This is a genomic window from Delftia sp. BGA-UO-ETr-SB1 (genome assembly GCF_059567865.1).
The window spans coordinates 1886418-1898512 of sequence record NZ_JCAQOW010000006.1 but is presented as its reverse complement, the minus strand read 5'-3'; the positions used below and the strand labels follow the sequence as shown (position 1 = coordinate 1898512).

Sequence of the window (12095 nt, the reverse complement as noted above, 5' to 3'; positions counted from 1 at the left end):
CGCTCTTCAAGACCTCAAAACTGTGTTTGCATCCATGGTTTGTTATTATTCATTGATCTAAAAAGTTGATTTCATAGTGTTGACCGTGTATTTGGTGAACTCCTAGAATCCGCCAGCGCTCGAATAGAGCGTTTTTTGTTTCTGCTGCCTCACGACTGAGCAGATCCCGCAGGCCTACAACGCAATGGCGCACCAAGCGCCAGCCTCCCGGATCCGCAGCACCCAATCCAGGGTGTCAGCCTCACCGGCCTTCGCTTCGGCGAAGGCCGTTTCGGGTTGGTGCCCCTAGAAAGGAAAAAGCTATGCCAGCGTCAGGAAAATTTTTCGCCGCCGCGCGAACGTTCGCCATCGATGTGGCCAACGGTTTTCTTGCCATCATCCACAACAGCTTCGCCCTGCTGGGCCTTGCTGTGGCCTTCATGGCCATCACCTTGTTCGCCCGCCCTGACCTGCGCGATGCCGGAGAGAGCCAGCTGCGCTCCTGGCTGACCGCTCGCCAGATGGCCGAGCTGGGTGTTCCCGTCGAACTCGCTGCCAGCGATCGGGCGACGGCGACCAATCCCAAGAACCTGCCCAAGGAGCAGGCAGCCGTGGCCTTCTGGCTCAGCAAGAAGTACCGCGTGGCGCCTGAGCCGATCGCGGCACTGGTCAGCGAGGCCTATGACCTGGGCAAGGTCAACCGCCTGGACCCCACGCTGATCCTGGCGATCATGGCCATCGAGTCCAGCTTCAACCCGTTTGCGCAAAGCGCTGTCGGCGCGCAGGGCCTGATGCAGGTGATGACCACGGTGCATACCGACAAGTATGAGAACTTCGGTGGCCAGAATGCTGCCTTCGACCCGGTCAGCAATCTGCGCGTGGGCGTGCGCGTGCTCAAGGAATGCATCGAGCGCGCCGGCTCCATCGAAGGAGGTCTGCGCTACTACGTGGGCGCGGCCAACCTGCCCACCGACGGTGGCTACGCCGCCAAGGTGCTGGCCGAGCACCAGCGCCTGCGCATGGCCGCCGGCCTGCGTGCCGTGCCTTTGATGACTGCCAAGGTCGATCAGCCCCGGCAGGCCGTACAGATCGCCTCCACCAAGCCGGCCACCCCCGTGGCCGAGGCCTCGGGCTCGGCAGCAGCGGCTGCGCCTGCAGCCGTGCCGGTCAGCTCGAGCAACACCTCTGCCCGCTCCGAGCAGGTGGCCCTTCAGTCCCAGGAGCCGGCGCTGTAGCCTGACTTCCCGGCATAGTGAGTGCACAGCTGGCCAAGGCCAGCTTTTTTCATGCCCGATCCAACTGCAGGTGGCCCACGCAAACGCCTTCTGCAACGCCCCTGCCAGGTCTTCGGCGCCACCGGCTCAGCTACACTAGCGGGGTACGCAACTGGCGATAGGCGCAGCCGCTTCACGCACCGCTGCCGCTGACGTGGAAACCAGCAGAAGGCCCGAGAAGGACCACCTTCTGTGAACCACCGGGGAGCGTACCGCCCAGCCTCCATGCGCACGCGGGATCTGGAGTGTTCCGCCGTTCGCCTGGGCAGCCCTTGGCCTCAAGGGAATTTCAAGTTCACAGGACTGCCATGTTTCAACGCACCAATACCGTCGAGAAGGTCGACGCCGAAGTCTTTGCCGCCATCCAGGCCGAGAACCTGCGTCAACAAGAACATATCGAGCTGATCGCCAGCGAGAACTATTGCTCGCCTGCCGTCATGGAAGCCCAGGGCTCCCAGCTCACCAACAAGTACGCCGAAGGCTATCCGGGCAAGCGCTACTACGGCGGCTGCGAGAACGTCGATGTGGTCGAGCAGCTCGCCATCGACCGCGTCAAGAAGCTGTTCGGCGCCGAAGCCGCCAACGTGCAGCCCAACTCCGGCTCCCAGGCCAACCAGGCCGTGCTGATGGCCTTTGCCAAGCCCGGCGACACCATCATGGGCATGAGCCTGGCCGAAGGCGGTCACCTGACGCACGGCATGCCGCTGAACATGTCGGGCAAGTGGTTCAACGTGGTCTCCTACGGCCTGAATGCCGAAGAAGCCATCGACTACGACAAGATGGAAGCGCTGGCGCGCGAGCACAAGCCCCGCATCATCGTGGCCGGCGCATCGGCCTACGCCCTGGCCATCGACTTCGAGCGCTTCGCCAAGATCGCAAAGGAAGTCGGCGCCATCTTCTGGGTGGACATGGCCCACTATGCCGGCCTGATCGCCGCAGGCGTGTACCCCAACCCCGTGCCCCACGCCGACGTGGTCACCACCACCACGCACAAGAGCCTGCGCGGCCCGCGCGGCGGCGTGATCCTGATGAAGGCCGAGCACGAGAAGGCCATCAACAGCGCCATCTTCCCCGGCCTGCAAGGCGGCCCGCTGATGCATGTCATCGCCGGCAAGGCCGTGGCCTTCAAGGAAGCGCTGTCGCCCGAGTTCAAGACCTACCAGGAACAGGTCGTGAAGAACGCCAAGGTTGTCGCGGAAACGCTGACGGCACGCGGTCTGCGCATCGTCTCCGGCCGCACGGAAAGCCACGTCATGCTGGTGGACCTGCGCGCCAAGGGCATCACCGGCAAGGCGGCCGAAGCCGCGCTGGGTGCCGCCCACATGACGATCAACAAGAACTCCATCCCCAACGATCCCGAAAAGCCGATGGTGACCAGCGGCATCCGCGTGGGCACGCCCGCCATGACCACGCGCGGCTTCAAGGAAGAGGAAGCCCGCCTGACAGCCAACCTGCTGGCCGACGTGCTGGAGAACCCCGCCGACGAAGCCAACCTGGCCCGCGTGCGCGCCCAGGTGGCCGAGTTGACGGCCCGCTTCCCGGTCTACGGCGCCTGAGTTGCACGCATAGAGGCCTGCCATGAAGTGCCCGTTCTGTAGCCATCCGGACACCCAGGTCGTGGAGACCCGCGAGGCCGAGGATGGGGGCTTCATCCGCCGCCGCCGCCAGTGCGGCGGCTGCGACAAGCGCTTCACCACCTACGAGCGGCCCGAGGTCAGCTTTCCCGCCATCGTCAAGAAGGACGGGCGACGCATCGAGTACGAGCGCGCCAAGCTGCTGGGCTCGTTCAAGATCGCGCTGCGCAAGCGCCCCGTGAGCACAGAGCAGATCGATGCCGCCATCGAGCGCATCGAGGAGCGGCTGCGCAACCTGGGCGAGCGCGAAGTGCTCTCCAGCCGCCTGGGCGAGATGGTGATGCGCGAGCTCAAGCTGCTCGACAAGGTCGGCTACATCCGCTACGCCAGCGTCTACCGCAGTTTCGAGGATGTGGACGATTTCAAGAACGTCATGGATGAGGTGCGCAATCCCGGCTGATCAGGCCGGCAGGACGCAAGAAAGCCGCCCTTGGGCGGCTTTTTCTTTGGTGGCCTGGCAGTGCTTTCAGGGTGCGGCGGCAGGGATGGGAGCCAAGCCCGAATCCACGTCACCGCACTGTGCGCGGTGGCGCAGCGCATGGTCCATCACCACCAGGGCCAGCAGCGCCTCGGCGATGGGCGCTGCGCGGATGCCGACGCAGGGGTCGTGGCGACCCTTGGTGATGACCTCGGTGCTCTGGCCCTGCACGTCGATGGATTCGCGCGGCGTGATGATGGAACTGGTGGGCTTGATGCCTATGCGCACTTCCAGATCCTGACCCGTGCTGATGCCGCCGACGATGCCACCGGCGTTGTTGCTGCGAAAGCCTTCGGGACTCAGCGAGTCGCCGTGCGTGGTGCCGCGCTGGACCACGCTGTCGAAACCGGCACCGATCTCCACGGCCTTGACCGCGTTCAGGCCCATCATGGCGTAGGCGACGTCGGCATCCAGGCGGTCATACAGCGGCTGGCCCAGGCCCACCGGCATGCCGCTGGCCTGCACGCGCAACGCCGCGCCGCAGGAGTCGCCCGACTTGCGCAGCGCATCCATGTATTCCTCGTATTGGGACACATCGGCCACCGGCGCAAAGAAGGGGTTGTTGCGCACATGCTCCCAGCTCTCGAAGGGCAGGGACAACTCGCCCACCTGGGTCATGCAGGCGCGGAACTCGGTGCCGAACTTTTCCTTGAGCCACTTCCTGGCCACGGCACCAGCGGCCACCGTGGGGGCCGTCAGCCGTGCCGAGGAACGGCCGCCGCCGCGTGGATCACGGATGCCGTATTTCTGGAAGTAGGCGTAGTCGGCATGGCCGGGACGAAAGCTCTGCGCAATGTTGGAGTAGTCCTTGCTGCGCTGGTCGGTATTGCGGATCAGCAGCGCGATCGGCGTGCCCGTGGTGCGGCCTTCGTAGACGCCCGAGAGGATTTCCACCGCATCGGGCTCGTTGCGCTGGGTCACGAACTTGCTGGTGCCGGGACGGCGGCGATCCAGTTCTTGCTGGATATCCGCTTCGTTCAGCGCCATGCCGGGCGGACAGCCGTCGATGACGCAGCCTATGGCCGGGCCATGCGATTCGCCGAAGTTGGTGACAGTGAATAGGGTGCCGAAGGTGTTTCCGCTCATAGGCCGACGATTATGCCCGGGTAGCCCGCAAGCGCCGTGCCCGCGGCGGCGGTGCATTGCGCAGGCAGCCATCGCCCGGCGATAACAAATATAGCTATCGGATTGCAAATATTCATAGTTAAAATTGCAATCCACCCTTTTTCAACCGCCTGCGGATCACCACACAGGCACCAGCCGCAAACTGCGGGAGGTTCGTGAAATGCAGGCCTCTTACGACTCAACGCAAAGCCAGGATCACAGCGACCCTGCGCGCAGCACTCCACCGGCATCGCCAGGCCTTCAGCACAAGGACGAGGAGCAGGACCTTCGCCCCTCGCTGCTGAATGTGCTGCTGACATCGTCCAGCCCTGGCGATTTCAGAACCCGCAACAGGCTTGCCCAGGCCAAGCAGTACATGCGGGCCCGGCTCGACGACCCCGAGCTCAAGCCCTTGCAGGTAGCCCAGGACATGGGCATGTCGCTGCGCAGCCTGGCGCGGCTGTTTGCCACCGAAGGCCTGACCCCTAGCCGCTGGCTCTGGAACGAACGGCTGGCCCAGGCGCACCTGCTGCTTCGGGCAGACAATGCGCGGCGCGTGACCGATGTGGCGCTGGCCTGTGGCTTCACCAGCTTCTCGCACTTCAGCCGTGTCTTCAGACAGGCCTATGACGTGCCGCCCAGCGCCTTGCTCAAGCCCAAACGCCGCCGGGTGCACTGACAGGTCCTGCGGCCCATCCATTCGCTGTTCACGCGACTGTCTGCTTTGCGCCCTGCGCGCAAAGACAAAGGCCTCCGCCGCATTTTGCGTTCGGAGGCCTTGCTGCCCAAAGTGAAATGGTCGAACGGTCGGTAGATATCGACCCGATGATCAGTCCGCGCCCTGGCGCTCGCCCTCGGGCCAGTCGCGGATGTAGGCCTTGAGCATGCGGTTCTCGAAGTTCTGGCTGTCCACCACGGCCTTGGCCACGTCGTACAGGCTGATCACGCCCATGAGCATGCGCTTGTCCATCACCGGCATGTAGCGTGCGTGGCGGTCCAGCATCATGCGGCGCACCTCGTCCATGTCGGTTTCCATGGTGCAAGTCATGGGAGCGTCGTCCATGGCCGAGCGCACCAGCGTCTCGCCCACCCCGCCATGCTTGACGAAGCCCTGGATCACTTCGCGGAAGGTCAGCATGCCGACCACGTCGCCGTGCTCCATGACCACGAGGGAGCCGATATCGCGCTCCGACATCACCTGCACCGCGCTGGCCAGGCTTTCGTCCGGCGACACCGTGTAGAGGGTGTTGCCCTTGACGCGCAGGATGTCACTTACTTTCATGCCGTATCTCCAAATTTGTCTGTGTCGCCGTGGTTGCGGCAAGCCCGTGTCTGACAGGAAATATAGCCCACAATGCCCGCTTGCCTTGACAACCATGGAGACAGGAATGCCCGGCTACTCGGACCCCGGCTTTGACACCCTGGCGCTGCACGCGGGCGCACAGCCCGACCCCGCCACCGGAGCGCGCGCGACGCCCATCCACCTCACGACCTCGTTCGTGTTCGAGTCCAGCGACCATGCGGCCTCGCTGTTCAACCTGGAGCGCCCAGGGCACGTCTACAGCCGCATCTCCAACCCCACGAATGCCGTGCTGGAGCAGCGTGTCTCGGCCCTGGAAGGCGGCGTGGGCGCCATCGCCGTGGCCAGCGGCCAGGCGGCGCTGCACCTGTCGGTGGCCACGCTCATGGGCGCGGGCAGCCATATCGTGGCCAGCACGGCGCTGTACGGCGGCTCGCAGAACCTGCTGCACTACACGCTGGCGCGCTTCGGCATAGAAACCACCTTCGTCAAGCCCGGCGACATCGACGGCTGGCGCGCCGCAGTGCGCCCCAACACCAAGCTGTTCTTCGGCGAGACGGTGGGCAACCCGGGCCTGGATGTGCTGGACATCCCCACCATCAGCGCCATTGCACATGAGGCCGGCGTGCCGCTGCTGGTGGACTCCACGCTGACCTCGCCCTGGCTGATGAAGCCGCTGGAGCATGGCGCGGACATCGTCTACCACTCGGCCACCAAGTTCCTGTCGGGCCACGGCACCGTGGTCGGCGGCATCGTGGTGGATGGCGGCAGCTTCGACTGGGAAAAGTCGGGGCGCTTCCCGGAGCTGACCGAGCCCTACGACGGTTTCCACAACATGGTGTTCAGCGAGGAAAGCAGCACCGGCGCATTCCTGCTGCGCGCGCGGCGCGAAGGCCTGCGCGACTTCGGCGCCTGCATGAGCCCGCACACGGCCTGGCTGATCCTGCAGGGTATAGAGACGCTGCCGCTGCGCATGGAGCGCCACATCCGCAATACCGAGAAGGTGGTGCAATTCCTGGCCAGCCATCCGCTGGTGGGCCGCGTGGGCCACCCGCTGCTGGAGACCCATCCCTCGCACCAACTCGCCAAGAAGCTGCTGCCGCGCGGCGCGGGCTCGGTGTTCAGTTTCGACATCAAGGGCAACCGCAACCAGGGGCGCAAGTTCATCGAGACGCTCAAGGTCTTCAGCCACCTGGCCAACGTGGGCGACTGCCGCAGCCTGGTGATCCATCCGGCCAGCACCACGCATTTCCGCATGAGCGACGAAGCACTGGCCCAGGCCGGCATCGGCCAGGGCACGATACGCCTGTCCATCGGACTGGAGGATGCCGACGACCTGATCGATGACCTCAAGCGCGCCCTCAAGGCCGCTGAAAAGGCAGCGTGAGCCGACAAGGGAGACACCAACAATGAAGATCGATGTTCAGGGCCACGCCATCTACGCCTATACCGGCGGCAAGGCCTTCAACCCCGCCCAGCCCACGGCCATCCTCATCCACGGCGTGCTGTGCGACCACAGCGTCTGGGCCCTGCAAAGCCGCTACCTGGCCAACCACGGCTGGAACGTGCTGGCAATAGACCTGCCCGGCCACTGCCGCAGCGCGGGTGACGCGCCCGCCAGCGTGGAGGCAGCGGCGGATTTCATCGGCCAGCTCATGGATGCGGCAGGCATCGGAAAGGCCGCGCTGGTCGGCCACAGCTGGGGCAGCCTGATCGCCATGGAAGCGGCCGCGCGGCTGGGCGCGCGCGTCAGCCACCTGGTGCTGGTGGGCACGGCCTACCCGATGAAGGTCTCGCCCGCCCTGCTGGACTCCGCACTGAGCACGCCAGAGCAGGCCATCCGCATGGTCAATGTGTTCTCGCGCGCCACGCTGGCGCCACCCAGCGGCGCAGGCAGTTGGGTGTTCGGCGCCGGCATGGCGCTGGGCCGGCGCGTGCTGGCCAGCAATGACCGCACCAACCTGCTGCACACCGGCTTCAAGGCCTGCGACAGCTACGCGGGCGGCGAGGCGGCCATGGCGGCGCTGCAATGCCCGGTCCTGTTCGCCCTGGGCGAGCAGGACCAGATGACGCCGCCCAAGGCCGCCAAGGGCCTGATCGAGGCGGCCCGGGGCGCGCAGCGCCAGGTCAGCATCATGCACCTGCCCAGCGGCCACAACCAGATGACCGAGGCGCCCGACCAGACGCTGTTCGCCATCCGGGATTTCCTGGCGCGCTGAGCCCGGCCGGGTCCTGCCCGCAGGGCCCGGACGCACTCACGCGCCGCGCGCGGGGAAGATGCTCTTTTTCACGAGCGCGTGCACGCCCCAGTTGCCATCCACCACCTGGGTGATGCCGAAGTCCACGGCAATCGACATCAGCGAGATGGCCTCGTCCTCTCCCAATCCCTGGGTGGTCATGAGGAAGTGGCGCATCTTGTGATAGGCGTCGCGCAGCGCCAGGTCCACGGAAGACTTCTTGAAGATCTGGTTTTGCGCATCTGGCCCCAGCTCCGCCAGGTAGTTGGCGTAGCTGAAGCCGTGCAGCAGCCATTCGTCCTGGGTTTCGAGCAGCGGATACGCCAGTTCGGCCAGCGGCGTTCCAGGCAGATCCGCCTTCTTGTGCAGGACCAGCTGGAAGGTGCCGGTCAGCGAGCACTCGATGGCCGTGCCGCACAGCTCGGAGTCCCCCTGCGAGGCATGCGGATCGCCCACGGTGAAGTTGGCCCCCGGCACGGCCACGGGGAAATACATGGTCGCCCCCTTGCCGATGCGCCAGTTGTCGATGTTGCCGCCCGTGTGGTTGGGCGGAATGGAGCTGGCCATCTCCACCTCGGCCGGCGCCACGCCGATGGTGCCGAAGTGCGGGCGCACGGGAACGCGGATATTGCGCAGCACGTTTTCGTTCTTGCTGATCGTGCGGTGGTCCACGGGCACGCCCGGATAGTCGATGGTCGGGTGGACCACGCCGAAGGGGTCGGTCTGTGGCGTCCAGCGGTAGTTGTAGACGGCGCGGGCCCAGTTGCGCTCGCCGGTCGCATCCACCTCGTAGATGGTGACCACCTCGCGCTTTCGGGGCTCGGTGAGCGTGTCGCCATAGTGAAAGCCCCAGTTCGCCGCCGCATTGCTGCCGAAGGTCCGGCCCTTGAACTGCGGGTTGCCCGAGGGGCGTGGCACCACATCAATGATGCGCACTTCCAGCACATCGCCGGGCTGGGCACCCTTGATGCGTACCGGCCCCGTGCAGATGTGCACGCCCTGGCCGCCACCTGCGCCGTTCTTGGCATCCATGGGACCGGCGCCCCGGCGATCGACGTTCTTGCGCTGGCTGTCCCAGTGGAACACGCTCTCGGCGCCAGGGTCGCCCCGGACCATGCGTTCGGCATCGTCATTGGCATGGTGGGTGAGCGTCTCCATGGTCACGTAGTCACCCGATTCGACTTCGACCACCGGCTTGGCCGACCTGCTGAAGTAGCCCCAGAGCACGGTGTTGGCAGAGGCGGGAATGTAGTAGTGGCTGGCCATGCCCTGGCCGGCCCGAGCGCCAGGCGCGCCCTGGGCAAAGGCCCGGGACGGTGCCATCGCACCGCTGATGGCGCCGGCCGAGACCGCGCCGCCACCGACCACCATGGCGTCGCGCAGGAAGGAGCGGCGTGCAACCTGGAATTCCTCGCGGATCAGCTTCTCATCGGCTGGCGAAGCACCGTGCTGGCAGCCCGGGCCGCAGATATGTTCTTGGTGGGGGATGGTCATCGAAAATACTCCTGCTGTTGTGGATCGGTGCCGGCAGCGCCAGTGTCCAGGCGAGCATGTCCAGGCCGGTTGTTCCTGCGCGCACAAAAACTTGTCGCGGCTGCCATCCGGTGCGCCGGGCTTGGACAGGCAGTACGCGGCAGTTCATAGTTCGCCCCTGATGCACGACGATCCAAGACGCTTTTCCACCCACGCATTTCCCGATGCCTTGCGGCAGGCTGCGCTCAATGAGGCGCTGTCCAGGGCAGACATCCATGGCGAAGCGCCCACGCCACCGGCCACCCACCTGGCGCTGCGGAGCTCGCCACTGGGATCGGTATTCATCACGCTGGCCACCTCGCCCCTGACGCTGCGGGCCGTGGCCAAGCGGCTGCGCAGCCCGGGCCTGCTGCTGTGCGCCTTGCTGCAAGGCAGCGCCAATGCGGTGATCGAGGACGCTGCGTTCCCGCTCAAGGCCGGCTCAGCCTTGCTGCTGGAGTCAGACCGGGACTGGCAGCTGCAGTTGCCCGGCGACGGCCGCCTGCTGCTTGCGCGGCTGGAGTCCTCGAGCTTTCTGTTGCGCCTGCTGCGCTCGTGCCCGCCCGAGGCCCGGCACATCGGCGGGACAGGCGGTGTGGGGGCCATGTGCATGGCAATGGCGGCCTCACTGGCAGAGCAGATCGACGCACTGGCACAGGACGATCTGCTGTCGGTGGAGGCCACGCTCACCGACATGCTGGTCACCTGCCTGACACCGCGCGCCGGCAATCCCGATCAGGAGCAGGCCGAGGCGACCGAGCCGCCAAGCGCCGTGCAGCTTGGCCATCTGCGCCGCATCTGCCGCGCCATCGAAACCCGGCTGGGCGATGCCGAGCTGTCCATCGATGCCATCGCCGACGCCGAGGGGCTGTCCACGCGCTATCTGCAAAAGCTGTTCAAGGGGGCTGCCACCAGCTTCAGCACCTACCTGCGCGAACGCCGGCTGGAGCGCTGCCGCATGGACCTGAGCAACCGCTCGCTGCAGCATTTCTCCATCGCCGAGCTGTGCTTTCGCTGGGGCTTTGGCGATGCCGCCAACTTCAGCCGCGCCTTCACGGCCCGCTATGGTCTGTCCCCCAAGGCCTATCGCGCCAGTCCGGCGCGCGTGCAGGATGCGCCGCCCGGCCAACGCGGACGCCCCTCGCCCGCCGAGAGCGCTGCGCAGGCTGCAGAACCGGCCGCAGCGCGCCTGGCACACAGCCCGTTCCAGGCCCTGCTGCGCGACCATGCACGCTACGCCCAGGCGCTGGCCCTTGTGCCCAAGCGCTCGGCGCACGCAGACAATGGCGGTGCGTCGCCCCAGCACTACTACCTTCCGGTCTCCGACAAGACCGTGCACTGGGGCTACCTGAGCCGTTCACTCAAGCCCGTGCTTTCGGTGCGCTCGGGTGACGTGGTGACCATGGAGACGCTGACCCAGCATGCCTCGGACGACTGGGAACGCATGATCGAAGGCGATCCGGGCGCCGAAAGCGTGTTCCACTGGACCGCGGCCCAGAAGGCCGTGGACCGGCGCGGCGCGGGCCCGATGGATGCCTCGATCTACGGCCGCGGCGCGGGCGAGGGCTTCGGCGTGCACATCTGCACCGGCCCCATCTATGTGCATGAGGCCGAACCCGGCGACCTGCTGGAGATACGCATCCTCGACGTGCAGCCACGCCCCAGCTGCAGCCCCGCCCACCACGGCCGTGTCTTCGGCAGCAACGCCGCCGCCTGGTGGGGCTTTCACTACCGCGACCAGATCACGGAGCCCCGCCAGCGCGAAGTGGTCACCATCTACGAAATCGACCACGCACTGCCCGAGGAGCCCACGGCCCGCGCTGTCTACAACTACCGCTGGACGCCGCAGACCGACCCCTTCGGCGTGGTCCATCCGACCATCGACTACCCGGGCGTGCCCGTGGACCCCGCCAGCATCACCCGGCGCTTTGGTGTGCTGGACAAGGCACGCGTGCCGCTGCGTCCGCATTTCGGCATGCTGGCCGTGGCACCGCGAGAGGCCGGTCTGATCGACTCCATACCGCCGAGCTACTTCGGCGGCAACCTGGACAACTGGCGCGCCGGCAAGGGCGCGACGCTCTTCCTGCCCGTATCGGTGCCAGGCGCGCTGTTTTCGGTGGGAGACCCGCATGCATCCCAAGGCGACTCGGAACTGTGCGGCACGGCCATCGAATGTTCGCTGACCGGCAGCTTCGAGCTGCGGGTGCACAAGCGCGCCGCGCTGGACAACCGCTTCCTTGCAGAGCTGGACCACCCTTTCCTGGAGACCGGCTCCGAATGGGTGATACAGGGCTTCAGCTTCACCGACCACCTGGCCGAACTGGGCAGCCAGGCGCAGTCCCAGGTCTATCGCAAGTCATCGCTGGAAGGCGCCATGCGTGACGCCTTCCACAAGGCAAGGCGCTATCTGATGCTGGCCCACGGGCTGGACGAGGACGAGGCCGTATCGCTGATCTCCGTGGCCGTGGACTTCGCCGTGACGCAGGTGGTGGACGGCAACTGGGGCGTGCACGCCGTGATCAAGAAGGCTCTGTTTCCGCCGGAACTCTCGGCGTCCGCCCAGGCGGGCCCATGAAG

The 12095-nt window shown here is 66.0% G+C and carries 10 protein-coding genes and 1 riboswitch; of the genes, 7 read left to right on the top strand and 3 right to left on the bottom strand.

Translation table 11 applies throughout. The annotated features are described in order from the left end of the window. Nucleotides 1-302: 302 nt before the first annotated feature. The 3 genes from AC57B5_RS27310 to nrdR all read left to right on the top strand — a co-directional run bounded on the left by AC57B5_RS27310 (nt 303) and on the right by nrdR (nt 3287). Nucleotides 303-1214 (top strand): transglycosylase SLT domain-containing protein, encoded by a 912-nt coding sequence (locus tag AC57B5_RS27310; protein ID WP_492386589.1) that lies wholly within the window; start codon nt 303-305, stop codon nt 1212-1214. Between the two features lie 137 nt (nt 1215-1351). After that, a riboswitch (ZMP/ZTP riboswitch) is annotated at nt 1352-1527 on the top strand. Between the two features lie 34 nt (nt 1528-1561). After that, complete coding sequence (gene glyA, locus AC57B5_RS27305; RefSeq protein WP_012206754.1) at nt 1562-2809, top strand: serine hydroxymethyltransferase; 1248 nt, start codon at nt 1562-1564, stop codon at nt 2807-2809. A 22-nt stretch (nt 2810-2831) separates the two neighbouring features. Continuing rightward, nucleotides 2832-3287, top strand: a complete 456-nt coding sequence (gene nrdR, locus AC57B5_RS27300) for a transcriptional regulator NrdR (protein ID WP_012206755.1) — start codon at nt 2832-2834, stop codon at nt 3285-3287. 66 nt (nt 3288-3353) lie between these two features. Here nrdR and aroC read toward each other — a convergent pair whose 3' ends face one another. After that, complete coding sequence (gene aroC / locus AC57B5_RS27295) at nt 3354-4451, bottom strand: chorismate synthase (protein ID WP_013801440.1); 1098 nt, start codon at nt 4449-4451, stop codon at nt 3354-3356. A 199-nt stretch (nt 4452-4650) separates the two neighbouring features. Between aroC and AC57B5_RS27290 the strand changes: the two genes are divergently transcribed. Next, nucleotides 4651-5148 (top strand): helix-turn-helix domain-containing protein, encoded by a 498-nt coding sequence (locus AC57B5_RS27290; protein ID WP_099733099.1) that lies wholly within the window; start codon nt 4651-4653, stop codon nt 5146-5148. Between the two features lie 150 nt (nt 5149-5298). On the opposite strand, the gene AC57B5_RS27285 is transcribed toward AC57B5_RS27290, so the two are convergent. Beyond that, the gene (locus AC57B5_RS27285; protein WP_012206758.1) at nt 5299-5751 is read right to left on the bottom strand and encodes a CBS domain-containing protein; all 453 of its coding nucleotides are present in this window, start codon (nt 5749-5751) and stop codon (nt 5299-5301) included. Nucleotides 5752-5857: 106 nt separating this feature from the next. Between AC57B5_RS27285 and AC57B5_RS27280 the strand changes: the two genes are divergently transcribed. Together AC57B5_RS27280 and AC57B5_RS27275 are read left to right on the top strand one after the other, a co-directional pair. Then, nucleotides 5858-7156, top strand: coding sequence for an O-acetylhomoserine aminocarboxypropyltransferase (locus tag AC57B5_RS27280; RefSeq protein ID WP_012206759.1), 1299 nt, complete (start codon nt 5858-5860; stop codon nt 7154-7156). 22 nt (nt 7157-7178) lie between these two features. Then, on the top strand, nt 7179-7988 hold the full coding sequence (locus tag AC57B5_RS27275) for an alpha/beta fold hydrolase (RefSeq protein ID WP_496400686.1): 810 nt from the start codon (nt 7179-7181) through the stop codon (nt 7986-7988). Between the two features lie 36 nt (nt 7989-8024). Here AC57B5_RS27275 and AC57B5_RS27270 read toward each other — a convergent pair whose 3' ends face one another. After that, a complete protein-coding gene (locus AC57B5_RS27270) occupies nt 8025-9500 on the bottom strand; it encodes an acetamidase/formamidase family protein (protein ID WP_063325305.1) in 1476 nt (491 codons plus the stop codon). A gap of 160 nt (nt 9501-9660) precedes the next feature. On the opposite strand from AC57B5_RS27270, the gene AC57B5_RS27265 reads away from it, so the two are divergent. Continuing rightward, nucleotides 9661-12093, top strand: a complete 2433-nt coding sequence (locus tag AC57B5_RS27265; protein WP_496400685.1) for an acetamidase/formamidase family protein — start codon at nt 9661-9663, stop codon at nt 12091-12093. Nucleotides 12094-12095 lie beyond the last annotated feature (2 nt).